The 19,392-nt window shown below is 49.9% G+C and carries 18 protein-coding genes; 5 read left to right on the top strand and 13 right to left on the bottom strand.

Features of this window, described 5'->3' with window-relative positions:
- Nucleotides 1-46: 46 nt before the first annotated feature.
- Nucleotides 47-1,222 carry a sugar ABC transporter substrate-binding protein gene (locus H9Q79_RS12395; RefSeq protein WP_249328406.1) on the bottom strand — a complete coding sequence of 392 codons (1,176 nt, stop codon included), beginning with the start codon at nucleotides 1,220-1,222 and terminating at the stop codon, nucleotides 47-49.
- A 295-nt stretch (nucleotides 1,223-1,517) separates the two neighbouring features.
- Between H9Q79_RS12395 and H9Q79_RS12400 the strand changes: the two genes are divergently transcribed.
- From H9Q79_RS12400 to H9Q79_RS18660, 4 genes are read left to right on the top strand one after another with little or no spacing between them, the layout of a single operon-like run.
- Nucleotides 1,518-1,826 (top strand): transposase, encoded by a 309-nt coding sequence (locus H9Q79_RS12400; protein WP_249328407.1) that lies wholly within the window; start codon nucleotides 1,518-1,520, stop codon nucleotides 1,824-1,826.
- 48 nt (nucleotides 1,827-1,874) lie between these two features.
- The gene (locus H9Q79_RS12405) at nucleotides 1,875-2,159 is read left to right on the top strand and encodes a helix-turn-helix domain-containing protein (RefSeq protein ID WP_249328408.1); all 285 of its coding nucleotides are present in this window, start codon (nucleotides 1,875-1,877) and stop codon (nucleotides 2,157-2,159) included.
- Nucleotides 2,050-3,027, top strand: a complete 978-nt coding sequence (locus H9Q79_RS12410) for an IS3 family transposase (RefSeq protein WP_330597003.1) — start codon at nucleotides 2,050-2,052, stop codon at nucleotides 3,025-3,027. The genes H9Q79_RS12405 and H9Q79_RS12410 overlap by 110 nt, the downstream gene beginning before the upstream one ends.
- Nucleotides 2,996-3,094 carry a hypothetical protein gene (locus tag H9Q79_RS18660; protein WP_408646478.1) on the top strand — a complete coding sequence of 33 codons (99 nt, stop codon included), beginning with the start codon at nucleotides 2,996-2,998 and terminating at the stop codon, nucleotides 3,092-3,094. The genes H9Q79_RS12410 and H9Q79_RS18660 overlap by 32 nt, the downstream gene beginning before the upstream one ends.
- Before the next feature lie 111 nt (nucleotides 3,095-3,205).
- On the opposite strand, the gene spoVT is transcribed toward H9Q79_RS18660, so the two are convergent.
- The 4 genes from spoVT to H9Q79_RS12430 form a co-directional block, all read right to left on the bottom strand.
- The gene (gene spoVT / locus H9Q79_RS12415; protein WP_118643548.1) at nucleotides 3,206-3,754 is read right to left on the bottom strand and encodes a stage V sporulation protein T; all 549 of its coding nucleotides are present in this window, start codon (nucleotides 3,752-3,754) and stop codon (nucleotides 3,206-3,208) included.
- 175 nt (nucleotides 3,755-3,929) lie between these two features.
- Nucleotides 3,930-5,471, bottom strand: a complete 1,542-nt coding sequence (locus H9Q79_RS12420; RefSeq protein ID WP_249328410.1) for an ASKHA domain-containing protein — start codon at nucleotides 5,469-5,471, stop codon at nucleotides 3,930-3,932.
- Nucleotides 5,472-5,501: 30 nt separating this feature from the next.
- Entirely contained in the window at nucleotides 5,502-7,550 is a 2,049-nt protein-coding gene (locus H9Q79_RS12425; protein ID WP_249328411.1) for a hydantoinase/oxoprolinase family protein, read from the bottom strand.
- A 24-nt stretch (nucleotides 7,551-7,574) separates the two neighbouring features.
- Nucleotides 7,575-9,119: a Na+/H+ antiporter NhaC family protein gene (locus tag H9Q79_RS12430; RefSeq protein WP_334298980.1), complete on the bottom strand. Its 1,545-nt coding sequence runs from the start codon at nucleotides 9,117-9,119 to the stop codon at nucleotides 7,575-7,577.
- Nucleotides 9,120-9,400: 281 nt separating this feature from the next.
- Between H9Q79_RS12430 and H9Q79_RS12435 the strand changes: the two genes are divergently transcribed.
- Nucleotides 9,401-10,936 (top strand): PucR family transcriptional regulator, encoded by a 1,536-nt coding sequence (locus H9Q79_RS12435; RefSeq protein WP_118643536.1) that lies wholly within the window; start codon nucleotides 9,401-9,403, stop codon nucleotides 10,934-10,936.
- On the opposite strand, the gene H9Q79_RS12440 is transcribed toward H9Q79_RS12435, so the two are convergent.
- The 8 genes from H9Q79_RS12440 to H9Q79_RS12475 form a co-directional block, all read right to left on the bottom strand.
- Nucleotides 10,933-11,865, bottom strand: a complete 933-nt coding sequence (locus tag H9Q79_RS12440) for a LysR family transcriptional regulator (RefSeq protein WP_118643534.1) — start codon at nucleotides 11,863-11,865, stop codon at nucleotides 10,933-10,935. The two genes, H9Q79_RS12435 and H9Q79_RS12440, sit on opposite strands and share 4 nt — an antisense overlap.
- Nucleotides 11,866-11,871: 6 nt before the next feature.
- Complete coding sequence (locus H9Q79_RS12445) at nucleotides 11,872-13,233, bottom strand: MFS transporter (RefSeq protein ID WP_249328413.1); 1,362 nt, start codon at nucleotides 13,231-13,233, stop codon at nucleotides 11,872-11,874.
- Between the two features lie 108 nt (nucleotides 13,234-13,341).
- Nucleotides 13,342-14,325 carry a uroporphyrinogen decarboxylase family protein gene (locus tag H9Q79_RS12450; RefSeq protein ID WP_118643530.1) on the bottom strand — a complete coding sequence of 328 codons (984 nt, stop codon included), beginning with the start codon at nucleotides 14,323-14,325 and terminating at the stop codon, nucleotides 13,342-13,344.
- 109 nt (nucleotides 14,326-14,434) lie between these two features.
- Nucleotides 14,435-15,412: a uroporphyrinogen decarboxylase family protein gene (locus H9Q79_RS12455; RefSeq protein WP_249328414.1), complete on the bottom strand. Its 978-nt coding sequence runs from the start codon at nucleotides 15,410-15,412 to the stop codon at nucleotides 14,435-14,437.
- Nucleotides 15,413-15,428: 16 nt separating this feature from the next.
- Nucleotides 15,429-16,424, bottom strand: coding sequence for a uroporphyrinogen decarboxylase family protein (locus H9Q79_RS12460; protein WP_249328415.1), 996 nt, complete (start codon nucleotides 16,422-16,424; stop codon nucleotides 15,429-15,431).
- 26 nt (nucleotides 16,425-16,450) lie between these two features.
- Nucleotides 16,451-17,698: an MFS transporter gene (locus H9Q79_RS12465; RefSeq protein ID WP_249328416.1), complete on the bottom strand. Its 1,248-nt coding sequence runs from the start codon at nucleotides 17,696-17,698 to the stop codon at nucleotides 16,451-16,453.
- A gap of 150 nt (nucleotides 17,699-17,848) precedes the next feature.
- A complete protein-coding gene (locus H9Q79_RS12470; protein WP_118643518.1) occupies nucleotides 17,849-18,082 on the bottom strand; it encodes a hypothetical protein in 234 nt (77 codons plus the stop codon).
- Between the two features lie 82 nt (nucleotides 18,083-18,164).
- A complete protein-coding gene (locus H9Q79_RS12475; RefSeq protein ID WP_118643516.1) occupies nucleotides 18,165-19,037 on the bottom strand; it encodes a ribokinase in 873 nt (290 codons plus the stop codon).
- Nucleotides 19,038-19,392: the final 355 nt, after the last annotated feature.

Raw genomic sequence — 19,392 nt, forward strand, 5'->3', positions numbered from 1 at the left:
TGGATGTGCTGTTTACTCCATGCGGCAGCCCCGGCACAGCTTCAGCTCATTTCCACCATGCAATATTTTCAATATAATTGTCCACGTTTTCACTGGTAATAACCGGGTCGTCGCGCTCAGACGGGAAAGGAATGAAATACTGCTCCGGCTCTGTACCATCGTTCAAATAGCGGACCAGATATGCGCTCGCAACGTAACAGGAGCCAAACGGGTCTGTATTGTAAGAGGCAAATAATTCACCGCTCTGAATCGCCGCGCTGCCATCCTGATTACCGTCAAAACCTGCAATCAGGACATTTTCCATACCCGCTGCCTTAATCGCCTGGTATGCTCCCAGCGCAGACTCATCGTTGCAGGCGATGACCGCGCTGATATCCTTATATTTCTGGATCAGGTTTTCAGTTACGTTCATGCCTTCCGTTCTCTTGAAGTTGGCAGTCTGGGAAGCAACCACTTCGATATCCGGATACTGGTCCAGCACTTCATTGATACCGTTCAGACGTTCGATGGCATTCTGCGCTCCGGGAGGCCCCTCAAGAATGATGACTTTACCTTTGCCTTCTAATTGCTCCGCAACTCTTTTGGCAATAACCCGTCCTGTCTCCGTATAGTCAACTCCTGTTCTCAGAAATGTTTCCTCGGCTGCGGGAGTTCCAATGCAGACCACCGGTATTCCGGCTTCTTCTGCCTTCCGCACACCCGGCATGATGCCATTGCTGTCCACGGGGACCAGAACGAACCCGTCCACTCCCGTTTCAATCAGGTCTTCCATGATTTTTACCTGCTCTTCCACGGAATCATTTGTGGAAGGCGCCATAGTGATAGCTTCAAACCCCATGTCTTCAGCCGCCTTTTTTACACCGTTAATGCAGCCAACCATATACGGATTCGTGGAATTCTTCACAATACAGGCGATCTTGTATCCTTCTTTGGCCTTCAGCTCCGTCGTGATCTGAGTTCCGATTCCTGTGGTGGGAAGCTCAACTTCAGTGCCTGTACCAGTCTGTCCCGCCGCGGCGCTGTCAGACTTTGAACTGGCAGATGTACCTTCTGTACTGTCAGACCCGGACGATGCACCGGATGATGATGACGCGGATGATACGCCTGATGCAGCAGACGTTCCCGTAGATTTCGCATCAGAACCCCCATTTTCCGATGCACAGCCAAACAATGTTGACGCTGACAACATAATTGCCAATAGACATGCCACTTTTTTCTTCATTCCTTCTCCTCCTTGGATAAATAGTAGCGTTTACTGTGTCACGATTTGATATTGTATACAATATCAAATATCATATTTATACGATAATCTAATTGCTTTGATTTGTCAATTGTTTTTCATCCATTTTTTGTCATTTTGTCAATAGCTGACATTTTTTCATGGTATTTTTGTGCAGAATTAATAATTACAGAATCATTTGTAAAAACAATCAATAAAAGGGCAGCGCCTCTGCTATGCTCCCCTTTAGGCAGACAGATGAATTAATAAAACTGTTTATCTGGAGGGGAGTTTTATTATGCCCAGAGGAATATTACCAGAAGTGAAGCTGCGGGCTGTAAAAGATTACATTTCAGGAAGCGGATCCTATCTGTCACACGCCAGCGAACTTGGAGTGGGTAAAACCGTTTTTAGAAGATGGGTTAACAAGTACAAAACATTCGGTGAATCCGCTTTCATAAGAACCGGGCACAATCAAGCCTATCCAGCCTCCTTTAAAAAATATGTTGTTGAAACATATCTAAACGGAGAAGGATCTTACAGGGAACTGGCGGTCACCTATAACATCCCTTCCGAAAATACGATCAGACAGTGGGTTTTGAAGTAAAATGGACATGAAACGCTGAAAGCTTCCGGAACAGGAGGGAATGCTATCATGACCAAAGGAAGAAAAACCACCTTCGATGAACGAGTCGAAATCGTGCAATACTGCATCGCCCATAACCATAATTATGCCAAGACATCAGAACAGTTTGAGATTTCTTACCAACAGGTACGTAATTATACTATAAAATACGAGAAGCAGGGAGTGGAGGCTCTTCGTGACAGACGTGGAAAACGAAAACCAGAAGCGGAAATGTCAGAACTCGAAAAGCTGCGGGCAGAAAACCGGATTTTGCGGGCAGAAAAAGAACACGCACAATGGAGGCGGACTTCCTAAAAAAACTTGCAGAAATCGAAAGGAGGCGGGGCTGAGCCGGCAAAGGAAGAAACACATTTATCAGGTGATTAAAGAGGAACATGGAGAACACCATTACCCGAGCCGCTCCTTATGTAAACTTGTCGGCATTACAAGAGCGGCTTACTACAAATGGCTGAACCATATAGAAACAGCAAATGACCGGCTGAACAAACAGATTTCCGACCGGTTGGAAGCAATTCATCAAGAACATCCTGACATGGGATATCGGAGATTGAATGACAAACTCCGTCACGATCATGGCATCAAAGTAAATGATAAGAGGATTCTACGTATATGCAGGAAGCAGCAGATAAGGTCAAACTTGAAATATCGTTATGACGGCTGTACCAGACCATCGAAAAATCCAGCTTTTATAGCAGAAAATATTTTAAACAGAGACTTTCATGCAGATAGTCTGAACAAGAAATGGATAACTGATGTAACAGAGTTTAAGTATGGCACTTCCTTTGACCATATCCATAAGCTATACCTGAGTGTGATTCTGGACTTATGTGATCATCGTCCAGTTGCATATGTGTTAAGTGCTCACAATAACAATCAACTGGTATTTGATACATTCGACCAGGCAGTAAAGAACAATCCGGGAGCTCATCCAATCATTCATAGTGATCGGGGATTCCAATATACCTCCCGTGTATTTTACCAAAAGCTGATAGACGCGGGAATGATACAGAGCATGTCCCGAGTGGCGCACTGTACGGATAATGGACCTATGGAAGGATTCTGGGGGATTCTAAAACGTGAAATGTATTATGGGAGGAAGTATCCATACCAGAAAGGAACTTGTACAAGCGATAACAGCATATATAGACTATTACATAAATGACCGCCCGCAAAGGTGCCTTGATGTATTAACACCATTTGAATTTCATGAACGGTTATTAGCTGCGTAAAATATTGCCCGGCACAAACCGGGCAACACAAAAATTTATATTTTTTTCATGGTCTACTTGACGGGTAGCACACCACTTTGCGGCTCTGCCCTTTTATGATAATTCCATATTCTATTGCTCCATCTGCTTCCCGAGAAACAGTGAAGCCGCCATGGCCAGCTTTTGCTCCGCTTCTCCCATTTTATTCCCGGTTGTTTTCCCCAGCAGCACCACCGATCCAATGGCGTCTCCTGCGCTGATGATGGGCACGACTACCTGGGATGAACTTTCCAGCTTGTCACCTTCTGCCACCGGGATAAATCCTCTTTCATTCCTCCCCGCGCTGATGCTTTCCCGGTCTGTGATAGCTTGTTCCAGCTCTGTGCTGATATTTTTACCCTGATATTCTTTCTGGTCCGGCCCGCAGGCCGCTATGATCTGGTCATGATCGGAAATACACACCAGATGGCCGCTGACTTGAGACAGAGACTGGGCATATTCCCTTGCGAATACCCCCAGCTCCCCGATAGGCGAATATTTTTTCAATATGATTTCGCCCTCTCTCCCGGTAAATATCTCCATGGGCTCACCTTCCCGTATCCGCATGGTTCGCCGGATCTCCTTAGGAATCACCACCCTTCCCAGGTCATCTATTCTACGTACAATCCCTGTTGCCTTCATAAAAAGTCCCTCCATTTTAACTAACCTATCATTCATGCCTATAGTATTTGTAAAATAGAGGGGACTTATTCTGTTAATTGAAAAAATTTTCCTTCTGAAAACAGATGACAATGAATCTCTGTCTGTTCCTCCAGTTCAAATCAGGACAGGATATCTGATCTATTCCGAAATATATCTATTCATTTTTGCCAAGCCTTTTCATAACGGACGGATACCTCTTCATATCCGTATGCGGAATAAATTTTGCCGCCTGCATGCGGATTATAAAATCCGGTATGGAAGCAAACTGTACACAATACAGCGTTTCTGTAAAATAACGGATGTCTTTCAGACGGCTGCGGTCCAGCAGCAGGGCGCGGGCGCCATCCAACGAAGCGTTGGCAATGCAGACGTATCTCTCACGGGGCAGATCGGGGAATACCCCGATAGTTATGGCAGACTCCAGGTTTGAATGTGCCGCAAAAGCCCCCGACAGATAACAGCGGGCGATCTCTGATCCGCTGCACCCTGCATATTCCAGAATGCAGTCAATCATAGTATGGGCGGCCGCTTTCGTGTCAAGATACTGGCTGATATCCATCTGAGAAAAATACAGCGGTTCTCCCAGCGCCGATTCCCCGGCATCGGCATAGATAACGGCATACTGATCTTCTTCCGGCAGATAAGTGATCCGTGAAGAAGCATCTGGATTAAATGTTCCGGCGATATTGATCCATCCCTGGATTCTCATCTGCGCCAGCAGATCAATAATGCCTGAACCACAGATCCCCACAGGCTTCTGATTGCCAATCGTTGTGAAAGAAAGCTTTCCGTCCTGGATATGCACAGTATCTATGGCGCCGTTTTGGGCGCGGACGCCATAACGGCTGATATATCCCTCCAGAGCGGGCCCGGCGGCGCCGGCGCCGGCCAGCAGCCATTCGCGGCTGCCAATCACCAGTTCCCCGTTTGTACCTATATCAAAGAATAATTTTACTTCGTCGTCCCGGCAAAAATCCAGGTTCAAAAGGCCGCTGACTATATCGCCGCCGATATAATTAGACGCCGCCGGAATGATATAGGCTACCCCTGAAAAGCCAAGCTCCAGCTCGCTGCCGAAAAACCATCCGGGAGCCAGTGTAACCGGAGCATATGGGGCAAAAAATACCGTCCTGGCATCCAACTGTAACAGAAAATGGATCATAGTCGTATTGCCGGAAATAATCATCAACGGGCAGCTCTCTGCCGGAATCCCGGTTTCCTGTGCCATCCGCCGGAGCAGCAATCGGAAAGTTTCTATTGTTGCGCGGTGCAGATCCTCTGTATGTGAAGAGTCTTCCATCGCATAAGTAATGCGCGTCAAAATATCTGTTCCGTATTGAATCTGTCCGTTCTTTTCACTGTCCTGTGCTACCACATTGCCTGTATTCAGATCGACCAGCTGCATCACGATGGTGGTGGACCCGTAATCTACAGCAATTCCATAATGGGAACTCCGGGTATCGCCAGGCTCAACGTCTGTGGCCACCCAATCCTTTTCACGATATACCAGAGTCACAGTAATCTGGTAATGTCCCTCCAAACATGATGTATGGAGTCGCTGAAGGACCTGAAGCGGAATCTCCACGGGCGAATACTTAAGAGCCGCCAACGCGTCCAAGAGCCGTAAACGGTCACTCTTAGGATCTTCTTCTGTCGGGGGTAATAAAGTAAGATAAATTTTCTCACAGAATCTCATACCCGTACCTTTTCTGCCTTTCATCAATCCTTATGAGCACCCGTCCGCAGAACGGCTCCCGCCCGCAGAAATCTGAAACTGATCTGTTGCAACTGCTTCCACTATACTTTCAAAAAATACTGAACTTTCATCCTCAGTGAGCCTGAGTTTCTTCACTGATATCTTCACCTGCGGGCTGCCGGATGCTCCCTGTCTTCTGGATTTATCCAGTACCTGCTGCTCAGCCAGTTTCAATGCCAGCTTCTCGGCTTCCGGATATTCTGCGAACATCCGCTGCTCGCTTCCCTCATAAACCGAGTAGCCCTTCAGCTCCGCCCCGTCATATTCCGCTTTTACATGAAGCTGGACCTTCGTCACGATCTGGCTGGCAATCGCGCCAACGGCATTGGCGACAGACGCATTTTCATTGATAATCGCTTCCGTGCCCAGCAGCCTTGCGACTCTCGGCAGAAAAATATGGATAGGCGCTCCAACCCCTACGATCGGAAGTTCCGATCTGACAGGCAGTGAAATCCAATCGCCTTTTTTGCCGTTTACAGCATCCTCATAAGACCATTCAATCAATTCCTGAACGCTCTTTTTATTGATTACCTTCTCTTTCCCAGGATATTTCTGCTTTAATAAGATGCGCACTATATTGCAGTAAAGCTTTTTCTCAACCAGACGGTATATCTTTTCCGGAATTTCTTCTGCTTCTTCAGGAACATTCTCTGCCAGAAATTCTATGGCGGCCAGCGCCGCGTCCGGTGAATAGACAGGGAAATCGCCCTTAACCACCATCATATCAGTGGGAGTCAGGCCGCTCCTCATCAGCACGCCTTCCGCTTCCAGACGTTCTGTGCGCAGGCCATAAATATCTGTTCCCAGCCTCTCCGCCAGCTCTTCCGCCATCAGCGGGGCTTTTTTGAGAGCCGAACAGATCCTGCGCTCTTCTCTGGTATATCCTTCGCCGCGGCCAATATCCTTCTGAAGCACATAAAATTCACTGAGCATTCTCGTATGGCTCCTGTGCTGTTCGGCCAGCCCCCGAAGCTTAACTGTCACTTCCGGATGCCTTTGGGCCAGAAGTGAGATCGGAATCACCCTCCTCAGATCCAGAAACATCCCCTTGTCATTGAACCTTACGGCGCTGTCCCCTCCCAGGAGGAACGTATCCACATACAGGCCATGTACTGTCGTTCTCCACTTACCAATAGAGATTCCTTTTTCCGCCGTCACAGGCTGACGGCCGCGTATCAGGGCAACATCCGTCGTGGTGCCTCCCATATCCACAATTACCGCGTCTGACGTCTTCGCCATAACGCTGCCGCCGACCACGCTGGCGGCCGGTCCGGACAACAAAGTTTCCACCGGATAATCCTTAGCCATGCCTTCCGACATCAGGCTACCGTCACTTCGCATGATGGCAATTGGAATATCCAGGCCGCGGTCTTTCATGACATGCTTTACAGCCGCCAGGAATTCCGCGATCAGCGGTATCAGACGGGCGTTCAGAAGCGTCCCCGCCCCTCTTTTCAGAACGTCCAGCTCATCAAACATATCATAAGCCGTGGTCACCGGTATCTTTATCTGGTCTTCTAATATGGCCTTTGCCTTCTTCTCCAGCTTCCCGCCGTCCGCCTGGGGGTAAATCTGAACTACGCCTGCAGCCGCACAGTTGCGGAATTCTTTCGGAATCCGGCGTTTCAGAGCTTCCCAGTCCGGCTCCTCAGGCTCCTGGAAGATGTGCTCCGGCTTGCCGTCAATGAAAACGAGCTGGCTCAGATCATGAAATCCATAAGAGGCATAGACAGCTTCCAGATTCCCCATCGCTTCGGGATTCATCCCGATCATTAAAAGCTTCGCCCGGCTCCCCTTGTCCTCCAGACAGGCATTAGTAGCCAGTGTGGTAGACAGCGCCAGCAGCTCCGCTTTCTTCACATAATCGGGCTCCAGCATATCCAGCGCTTCAGTTATGCCTTTCTCAAGCTCAGATTTGGTCGTCAGGGCTTTTCCCGAGCAAAGGATCTTCTTCCTGTCCATATCGTACACGACTGCATCCGTATAAGTACCGCCTGTATCAATTCCAATACCAATCATTTTAAAGTCTCATTTCATAAGATTTTATTTCCCCGCTTCCGCCGGCCGGTTTATTTTATGCTTCGCCAGCAGCCGGAACAGGAACAGGACTGCTAACGTCAGTATAATCCCAAACGGCAGAGAGATCAAGGCACTCTTGGTAAACCCTGCAACAATATATGTGACGAAAGAGATCAGCGCCACCAGAACTGCATAGGGCAGCTGTGTTGACACATGGTTTACATGGTTGCACTGCGCGCCTGCCGACGCCATAATGGTCGTATCCGAAATAGGTGAGCAATGGTCGCCGCATACAGCCCCTGCCATGCAGGCGGAGATGGAGATAATCATCATCTGATAGCTGCTCTGCTGGAATGCCGCAACAACGATGGGGATCAGTATCCCGAAAGTCCCCCAGGACGTTCCGGTGGCAAATGCCAGCCCGCAGGCAATCAGGAAAATGATCGCCGGAAGGAAGTTCATAAATCCGCCCGCCGAAGCTCTCACAACGCCAGCCACATATTCCGCGGCGCCCAGGCTGTCGGTCATCGCTTTCAGGCTCCACGCAAAGGTCAGAATCAGAATGGCCGGAACCATAGCCTTGAAGCCTTCAGGTATACATCCCATGCAGTCATTAAAGCTCATAACCCGGCGCACCATGTAGAACACCAGAGTGATCACCAGCGCGAAGAACGAACCAAGAACCAGCCCCACAGAGGCATCGCTTCCTGCAAAGGCTTCCACAAAGCCTGCGCCTGAGAAAAAGCCGCCGGTATACAGCATGCCAATTACACAGCAGATAATTAATGTTATGATCGGCAGCAACAGATCTATAACTTTTCCCTTGCTGCTTATCTGCTCTGAGCCTGTTCCCTCATAGGGACGGTCTGGAGTCGTATACAGATCTCCCTTCATGGCGTTCCTCTCATGGACGCCCATAGGGCCAAAATCAGCTTTCATGAGGACCAACCCTACCATCATGACGATTGTCAGCAACGCATAGAAATTAAACGGGATGGCATTGATGAACAGAGAAAGCCCGTCCTCTCCCTCCACAAAGCCTGACACTGCCGCCGCCCAGGAAGAAATGGGGGCGATGATGCAGACCGGCGCGGCAGTCGCATCAATCAGGTAAGCCAGCTTCGCCCTCGACACCTGGTGCTTGTCCGTAACAGGGCGCATGACGCTTCCCACAGTCAGACAGTTGAAATAATCATCAATAAAGATCAGGACACCCAGCGCAATTGTGGCAAGCTGCGCGCCGACTCTGCTCTTGATCTTCGTGGACGCCCACCGCCCGAAGGCTGCCGAACCTCCCGCCTTATTCATCAGTGACACCATCGTTCCCAGGATGACCAGGAAGATCAGGATGCCCACATTCCAGCTATCTGACAGTACGCTGATGATTCCATCCTGGAATACATGAGTAATTGTTCCCTCAAAGTTAAACCCGGAATACAGAAGCGCACCTACCAATATGCCGATGAACAGAGAACTGTACACCTCTTTCGTGATCAGCGCCAGGGCAATGGCGATAATCGGCGGCACAAGCGCCCAAAAAGATGACTGGACGCTTTCAGCAGTCGTCATGTTGGCCGCAACAATCAGAAAAACGCCCACGCAGGCCATAGCTATGGCTATGGCAATTCCTTTTTTCTTATTCTTCATGGATAAGAACCTCCCTCAAAATCACAGCATGGCCGTCCGCCAGCCGCTTTATGTTAAATCGTACAATATTCGACCATTATTGTCAATAATGAACAGGAAAATACATTTTAAAAAGGGAAAAAATAGGAATATTTGACAGCCTGCCTGCCGATACGGTATATTAAAATAAGACACAAAATCTAACGGAAAGCACGGGAATATCCATGAAGTTAAGCAGCGAAATAATTGTAGAATATTTAAAAGATGATTTTACCTTTTCGGCGGCTGGCAAGATCACCAAAGCCCTGACCTACACACGGCCCGTTTTCTGGGAGGAATCCACCGTCCCCTCAGACGGGTCTGTTTACCTGGTAGAACAGTGTATCCCGGAACCGGCTTCGGCCGTACAGACCCACTGTATCCTGGTCACCATCGGAGACTCCCTGCGCGGCTGGGCCGGAGCCTGCGACCTGGTTCTGACATTTAAAAAAGGGACCTCCTTCAGCCGTATGGCCAATGCCCTTCATCAGATTTTTACACTGTATGATGAATGGGACAAGGAGCTCTCTTCCATATTAAACAGGAACGGGCAGATCACAGAGCTGCTGGACTGCACTCAGAAGGTGACACCCAATCCTATTATGGTGCATAACCCTGCCTTTGAGATCATTTCCTATTCCAGCATTATAGATTCTAATCCGGACATCGGCTATCTGATCGACCGCGACCGCAACAAAGAGACTTACAATGCCTTTCAGCTGGACAGGGAGTTTAAGTCCACCTTTTCCCAGACCAAACCGGCCTTTTTTCCGGAAACAGTCAGCGGTACCAAATCCCTGTACCAGAACCTGTTTAACCATGGGAAATTTATTGGACGCATCGTCATCATGGGAGCTCTGGAAGACTTCCACAGGCGTGACCTGCAGATTTTACAGCACCTGACCCCTTACATCCAGACGATTCTGTCCCATGAACAGTACGGTCGGCTGGAGGGGGAAACCTACAGCCTGAATCAGCTGATCGGGCGCATCCTGAAGGGCGACGTCACAGAGGATTCATATATCCGACAGTCAATGGCCGCCTTCGGCTGGCAGAACAATCACCACTATTTCTGTTCTGTATTTCTGGCCGATCCCATAGATGTCCAGAACCATACGATCGCCTCCATCTGCCGCCGTCTGGAAAACCAGGTGCCGGCGTCCTGCGTGGTGGAGCACAGCAACCAGATCGTCATGTTCGTCAATCTGGATCTGAACCGGAATACTCTTCGGGACGTGGTCCACTCTTACACAGAACTGGTCCGTGACAGCAACCTAAAGGCAGGTATCAGCAAATCTTATGAGGGCTTTCACCTGAGCTTTCAGCTCCTGGAGAAGCAGGCCAGCATCGCTCTGAGCCTGGGCCAGCGCTACTTCCCGGAACGCTGGATTCATCATTTTAATGATATTTCCAACCGCTACCAGCTGGAGCTTCTGGTCAGCGAACTTCCCACAGAGATGATCTGCTCCCCGGAGATTCTGAAGATGTATCAGTATGACCAGGAGAACAACACCGAATACTACCTGACCCTTAAAACCTACCTGGAAAACAACATGCAGCCGGTAGTAACCGCTTCCCGTCTCTTCGTCCACCGGACTACCCTGATGTACCGCCTGAATAAGATCAACCAGCTGTTCCACATCGATATCTCCACAGCATACAACAGGCTGTTCCTGCAAGTATCCATGCTGCTTCTGGACCAGATGCTGCTCAACGGCTAATTAAGATTTTTTTCCAGCCACTCCCTGATCGCGTTTACGAACAGCAGGCTTCCCGCATCCGGCATGTCGTCTCTGCGATATTTGAGAAGAATATCGTTCCTGGAATTCTCCAGGTCCACCAGCACCATCCGGCTGTCCAGGCGGTCACGGCTGTATTTGTCCGCGATATATACCTCCTCGTTGGTCCTCAGCCGGTAATAGAGTTCATCGGCGCTGTTGACATAGGAATCCACCAGGGGCTTGATCCCCGCCTTCCGGTACATGGACAGCACCGCGTCCACAAAAGAGGGCGCCACGTTCTCTCCAGGCATCAGGAGCTTCAGGGACTTGATATCTTCCAGGCTGACGCTTTTTCTGCTGCTCAGAGGGTTGCTTTTCAGCATTGTTACGGCGAAGGGAGCCCGGATGATGACCTGGTTGACCATTTCCGGTTTGTCCGCGTAGAATTTTTCTTCGTATTCTGTGTTCAGGACCACATCACATTCATAGTTCATCAGCTTAGACTGGCCTTCCTTTGCCTTGGGACAGATCAGCTCCACGTCGATATTCGGATGTTTTTCATGGAAATAATCAATGCTGGGATACAGCCATGCGGTCGGGTCCCAGAAGCTGGACGCAGCCACGATCACCACGTCCTTTTTGCCGGTCTGGATCGTGCCTGCTTTCTGAAAGGCGGCTGTGATCCCGTGAACGAGCTTTACCATGTCTTCATAGAGGCTCTTCCCCGCAGGCGTCAGGATCACCTTTGACGTATCTCGGATGAACAGCTGCAGCCCCAGGGAAACCTCAAGCTTATAGATATTCCGGCTGATGGTGGGCTGAGTTACGCCAAAGATTTCAGCCGTCTTGGTGTAACTCAGCGTATCCGCCAGCGTCAGGAACATTTGTATCTGTGAAAAATTAAAATCATAGAAGTCTACATGCCTCATAGGCTGTCACACTGCCTTCCCCAATTCCCCCATAATTTCCTTATGAAGCTTGTCATTCAGCTTATACCGGATCAGGAACAGCCCCGCCGTAAGCGTCATCAGTGCAGGTCCGAAGGTCATCAGAATGTTCATCAGATTCAGCACTCCAGGAGTCTGGACAGCATTCGGCACATAACCGAAAGCATCCAGGGCAAAGCCGACCAGCGTTGTGGCGATCGCGCCGCCCGCCTCGAATCCAAAGGTTGCGAATGCTGCCAGGAACCCGTCAATCCGGATATTATGCTTATACTGAGTATAGTCCGAAGCGTCCGGAATCATGCTGAAAGCCAGCGTGGAAAATGCTCCCAGCCCATAGCCGCTGACAAAGGTCAGGCCATAGAAAGCGATTCCCGGAGCCGGGAAGAAATATTGCGCCGCCATCGCCGCCGCGCTGGCATACATAATATATCTCGCCGCCTTCCCCTTGTCCCTGAACAGCCGGTAGACAAAGGGAGCCGTAAACGCCCCCACCATCGCCATGATAGAGTTGATACTATTATACACCGTAAAGGTCGAAAGTCCACCCGCGAAATAAGTACAGTAAAAGGTGGCCATGGCGAGCCGGGCATTCATGGAAATTCCGTGGGTGGTCATCGCCACGAAGATCAGTATCATGGGCTTATTGTTTTTCAGCGCATGCAGCTGTGATTTCATAGAAATCTTTTCCTGGGTGGCGGTGGGCTGGATGACTTCTTTCGTGCCGAAGGCCGTCATCAGGATGCAGGGAATTCCAATTACAGAACAGATCAGGATGCTGAACAGGTAGCTGTTGTTCGCTGAACCCTTCCCAAAATAGGACAGCGCCGCCGGAGCCAGAAACGCGAGTATGAAAATCCCGAAGTTATTCAGCACTACCCGGTAGCTGGAAGCGCGGGCACGCACCATCGGATCGGCGGATATACAGCCATTCAGAGCCATATAGGCCATATAGAAAATTGTGGCAAACGTTGCAACCAGTATGTACATAGCTCCCACATAGAAATTCTTCGCCCCCGCCGGCCAGTCGGGATGAGCCCAGAACAGCAGGCAGGTGCTGATAGCCAGGCCAATTCCTCCAATCAGTATCCAGGGACGGTATCTGCCCATCTTACTTTTAGTTTTATCAATCATGGAACCCAGAAACGGGTTATTTACCGCATCATACAGCCTGGCGATCAGCATGACGACAGATACGGCTGCCGCCGACAGGCCGAACACATCAGTACAATAAATCATAGTAAAGGATACCACCCAGTAATACACCATCTGATAGCCCAGGTCTCCGAATGCATAGGCGGTGTATTGAAAAGCAGACAGCCGCCCTTCCTGTTTTTGTCCTTTATTTCCCATAGTAACCTCCATACTCTATAACACCTGATTCCGAAGAATATTGCGCTCATTCATCCGGAATCATGCTCAGGCCGAAAAGCCGGCTGCCTGGCCCATATAAATAGGCCCTCAGCCCGGCTGCCGTCCGGGGCTTTTATAATAATTGCCTCCGTATTTTTCTACTTCGTCTAATACCCAGCGTATTTTGTTCTGAGAGTCCTCACTGGTCCCGCATATTCCGCCGTCCCAGAAGATCAGTGCGCCGTCTTTCCCATAGGTATCAATGGCCGTTCTCACTGATTCGCGCACGGTTTCCTCTGAAGCGAAGGGCGCGCAGCCAGGCCCGTGACGGTCCCAGCCTCCGGTGAGGACCAGACGGTTCCCCAGCTCCCTCTTATCCGCCAGAAGCTGGTCATTGGGCTCCGGAAGCTGACAGATATCCGCTCCACAGTCCAGGAATTCCCGGATCAGAAACTGACAGTTCCCGCAACAGTGGAATTCCGCCAATGCCCCGATGCTGTGAATCGCGTCGTTAATCCTCTTCAGATGCGGTTTATAGAGTGTGCGGAAAACCTCCTTCGCCAGAAAAGGACCGCCTGCTGCCGCAAAATCATCACCGGTGAATACAATATCCGGATGGATCCATTTACCGATATAGCCTGCGACTTCCACAAGAAAATCTGCTATAGCAGACGCAAATGCTTCCATTTCCTCCGGCTCCTCGCAGACCGCACACAGGGCGTCCTCCCAGCCCATCATGTTTACCGGGATCAGAAATATGCCGTTGGTGTTCAGCATGGCGATGTTCACCTTGTCGGGATCTTTGCTTTCCTCAAACCGCCTGGACATGCCTTCCCAGTCCATCTGGGACGGGTCCGGGAATTTCACCACATCGCGCCACTGAGACGGCTCTTCCATCGCTTTCCAGCCTGGCATGGGCATTTCTCCCACATCATTTTTTACCCACTTTATATTACAGAAATCCACACCGGTCACCGGATCTCTCTCCATCCAAAAATCCGGCATGAATACATTACAGTCTCCCGGAAATACCGGAACCCGCTCCGGCTTTCCTCCGCGGGCCGCTGTTAAATAATTCTCTCTCGCTGTCATATACTCCTCCTAACATCTAATCTGGCCGCCGCAGGCTTTTACAGAAAAGAGGCCGCCGCGTCAGGACAGCCTCTCTCTCAGTTATGCAGCCCAGCTGCCTTATCTCTCTTTATTTATACGTGCCTCTCAGCTCCTCACGGCACTTCAGGAATTCATCCATGACCACCTTCTCATACCAGGTCTGGGGCGGGAATACCAGCGGGTCATATTTTCCGGTAGCACCCCACTCCATGAATTCCTTGTGTACCATCTCTCTGACAATCTCTTCGGTGAGCTGTCCTGATTTATCCATGGATTCAAAGAGCTGGCTGTGAACGGAAACCTGATAGCACATCTTATCCCCGGTTTTTTCCAGAGCCGCGCCGATATCGTTGATGTCCATGCACTGGAACACGTCCACTCCGATTTCGCAGATATCCGGTATGATTTCATCCATCTTACCGCAGGAATGCTGCAGGAATGCGATTCCACACTCATGGGCTTTATCCACAATCTTCTTCATGCGGGGCTTCAGAAGCTGTCTCCACAGTTCCGGTGAGAAGAACATGGCCTTCTGGGTTCCCCAGTCATCGTGGAAGGTTATCACATCCGGATTGTAATACTGATGGAGCTTTTCAATCAGCTCGATCTTGTATTCTGTCATTCTGTCGAAAAAGGCCTCCACCTCCTCCGGGTCTGTAATCATCGCCATCAGGCTCTCTTCAAAGCCCATCAGCGTGTGGAGACGTTCAAAAATGCCTGTGCAGATCACCAGATTCACCACTTGATGTTCCCTGTCTGCCGCGGCCACCTGATCTTCTTCCATGGCCTTTTTCCAGTCCCAGGCGTCCAGGTCGGGAAAGATCACCTTCTCCCGCCAGTTACAGATATCGTCAAGCACATAATGCTCCATAGAAGGCGCCGGCGCCCCGGCCAGTTCACTGTAAATCCATTCACAACCGAACCAGTCCTTTCCTCCCCCGTTCATAGGCGGCCTTTCCAGGAAGCCGTTTACCGGGTAAAAGCTGTGCTCTCCCTCTCCAAACAGAGGCATTACCTCAAAGGTCTGATGATGATAATACCGGTATAAATTTTCCTTAGCTGTCATATTTTCTGTTTCCTCCCTAATCCAGCACGCCGTGAAGCTTCAAAAGCTCCTGCCTGCACACTTCTGCCTCTTCCCAGATGATACGGTCCATTTCGGTAAAGGGCGGGTTGATGAACGGATAATAATTGCCGCCTTCTGAAAGAGTCATTATTTCTTCGTGGATCTCTTTCCGTAGCTCTTTTTCGCCCATGGTCCCCACGGCCATCCCCGCCGCATACCTCTGAAAATTCGGGGACACGCCGTAGGCCATCTGATCCCCGGTAATCTCTTTCATTTTTTTCACGTCATTAATATCCATACACTGCAGGCAGTCAGCCCCAATCTCACAGATATCAGGAATGATGTCCTCAATCAGTCCGCAAGAATGCAGCTCAAAGATCATTCCCAGCCCGTGGCAGTGATCCACAATTTTTTTCAGGCGGGGCTTGAACATGTCCCTCCAGATATCAGGTGAGAAGAATAATCCTCTCTGGGTTCCGTAATCATCGTGAAAATTCAGCACATCAGGGCGGTAATAGTCTCTGATTTTTGTCAGCTGCGCACACTTGAACTCCACCATGGCGTCCAGGAATGCTTCCACCTCTTCCGGGTCCGTCAGCATGGAGCAGAGGGCGTTTTCAAAGCCCAGCAGCGTATGCATGCGTTCAAAGAGTCCGTTCAGACTGCTGGTGTAAAGCATCTTGTGTTCTCTGTCAACCTCTGCCACATGGTCGATTTCAGCGGCTTTTTCCCAGTCCCAGGCGTCCATATCCGGGAATACCACCTGTTCCCGCCATTTACAGATATCATCACATACCGGGGGGATTGTGCTGTCCGGCACGGGAGCCAGGTCTCCCTCGCTGTAGATCCACTGTACGCCGAACCAGTCTGTTCCGCCCTTCCCCCCTGCGGGCCTCTCATGGAAACCGTTCTGAGGAGCCAGGAAATGTACCCCGGAGCTCAAGAGATGCGGCAGCCCGTCCGGTATCTCGTGTCTGTAAACCTTCAGCATATCTTCTTTTTCATTTACCATTCTTAGGGCCTCCATCTAAACTCTCTTTATTTGCCAATCTTAGAATTGCGGTTAAATACCATGCAATAGATGATCTCTATTACAAATATGATAATCTGCAGTGAAGCAGCCGCCAGGAATCCGGTGACGCCATTCAGTTCCGGCCCGAAGATCGGAGCGATCGCATTGATAACAACCGGTGAAAAGCTTACGCCGATGCTGGTGAAGAACATGCACACTGCGATCGCCATGGATGCCGCGTCCTGCTCAACAGATTCCAGTATGTAGTAGCAGGCGGCCACCATCTGCATTCCCGCGCCCAGCCCGTAGATCATGCCGCCGACGGATACCATTCCTAAACTGGTAGCGTTGGCCAGAAGGAGATAAGAACCCGCCTGGATGATAACAGCCGCCGCCATTGTGAACCGTTTGAACAGCTTCAGCACATAGCCGAAGACAAGCCCCAGGATAATCGTGATGACTGAGTTCCATGCTGTAGCCACACCGATATCACCGGCATCACCCAGTCCCTTGAACATGATGGACATACCTACATTTGTATAGAACGCGAAGTTGGCTGCCGCCAGGAAGAAGGACAAGATGCTGTAGTAAACGCAGCCTCTCGTAAAGACCTTTTTCAGACCGGACGCTCCGACTCCTTTACCGACCAATTTCACATCTTTCTTACCCTTGGGAAGGAAGAACATGGTCAGGATAAAGATCGGAATGATTGCCAGATAAACATAATACGCGTTATACCAGGTACCTCTGGCGAGGAAGCCTGTTGCAACTGTCAGAATTGCAATTCCTACAGAAGATGCTGCCTGCTTCAGTCCCATGGCTACGCCGCTGGCCGTTCCCGTAAAATTCTCACCTACAACCGCAGAAGCCACATTGATCAGAAGTCCCTGTCCAATACCGATCAGCGCCGAGCTGATAACCAGGCTGTAGATACTGCCGTGGATGAAAAGGGGCAGAAGGCCGCCGATCAGTTCCATCAGCAGCGAAAACAGAACCAGATATTTTTTATAGACATAGGAGCCCAGCACACCGGCCAGAAGGCCCATGGGGATAGAAATCAGTGAAGGAATTGTCAGGATCATCTGAACCAGCGTTTTGGATGCATCCGGAAATACCTCCGTAATGGCAGCCAAAACCGAAGAAAATGAGTTAAATGCACTCTGGAACATAACGAATAACATCACCGGAATCATAACTTTCCAGTTAATCAGTTTGTATACATTGGCGCCGCTGCCCGCGGGCTGTGTGGATGTATTGCCGTTTTCATTAGACATAATGTAACCCTCCCTATTTTTAAGCTGCACTTATTGCGTGCATGTCCGGCAGGTGCGCGCTGTTCCTGCCAGACTATTGTTTGATTATGGTCTAATTTTACATGACTTTTCTGAAATTCGTCAATGTCCCGAATGATTGATATTTGTTCTTCAAATTGCTACATTTGGTAGTATAATTTTTCTTATAACCCTTATTCCGTTTGCGTATATGCCTATGCCCATTTTTCCGCAACTCTGTTCATATGCTTTGATATTCCGGTTTTTCACAGGATATCCTTTCCCGTCAGGCAATTCTGCTTCAAATTTCCCCACATCTGCTGACAGGTGAATCTGTTTTACATCATTATGTAGCAAAGGGCGGATATGCAGCCTTATACGCTGCATATCCGCCCTTCTCAATCCTAAGTACAATGAGGCCGTCCGGCATACGCCCAACGGCCTCTTTACTGGCAAACCTGCATTACAGTTATTCTATCTCTTCTTTCCGGGGGATGGAGGAGGACGCCCCAGGCCTTGATACTGCTATTGAGGATGCTTTTGCAGCAATTCTCAGCGCTTCCGGAATCTTCTTGCCTGCGATCACAGAGGCGAGGAAATAACCGGTGAAGGTATCCCCGGCAGCGGTAGTGTCCACGGCCCTGACGGGATAGATCTCCTGACGGTATTCTGTCTCTCTGTCTCTGTACACAGATCCACGGCTCCCCAGAGTGAGGACAAATCTGGCGTCCGGATACTTTTCCACCAGTGCTTCCGGCATACGGGAAATCTCCCCCTCGCCTGTCATCTGACCGGCCTCAACCTCGTTGAGAAGGAACCAGGACACCTTGCTCATGTCACAGGTATCCAGCTTTTCATCAAAAGGCGATGGATTCAGTACGATGACCATTTCCCTGGCATAAGCCTTTTCAATGATGACGTCCAGTAGATTTATTTCATTCTGCAAAAGGATCATATCTCCTTTTCCAAAATGCTCCAGCACCTGGCCGATATGTTCTTCCGTCTGAGCCTGGTTGCTGCCTCCAAACAACAGAATACTGTTTTGACCATTTTTATCAACCTGGATCATCGTATGCCCGCTCTTCACATCCACCCTGCGTATGAAATCCGTATTCACACCATTATCCCGGCACAGCTCCAGCAGCATCTCCCCCTCCGGGCCTACAGCGCCCGCGTGATACACCTGCACACCTGCTCTGGCCAGGGCAACAGACTGATTCAGCCCTTTGCCGCCTGGAAATTCCTCCAGCTTTTTGGACGATATCGTTTCCCCTTCTCTGAGAATATGATCCACCGAGTAAACATAATCAATGTTCAATGACCCAAAATTCAACACCTTCATTCAACATCTCCTCCTTCCCTTCTCCTTCTCAGTCATATTAATACTAACTATACACAATCCCCCTGAAAAAACAATAGCTTTTTGATGGTCGGTGAGGGGGAGGCGTTTGGATACCCGGACGAAAAGCAGCGGGAGACCTCCGGCGGTTCCGGCCTGATGGGCAGACCTCTGCAGGGTTGTTAGTGATTCTTGACTTGCGGAGGCCGCTCTCCAGGAGGCGTCTGCTGTGCTTCAAGCACGGCGGGCGAGGGGAACGGAGGATGGAAGGCATCAAGTCTTCCACCGGACTTTCCCCGGTACCCCTGGAGAGCGGCCTCCGCAAGTCTTAGAATCACTTCAGCCCGAAGCCCAGTCT

Source organism: Wansuia hejianensis, from assembly GCF_014337215.1.
GTDB classification, from domain to species: domain Bacteria; phylum Bacillota; class Clostridia; order Lachnospirales; family Lachnospiraceae; genus Scatomonas; species Scatomonas hejianensis.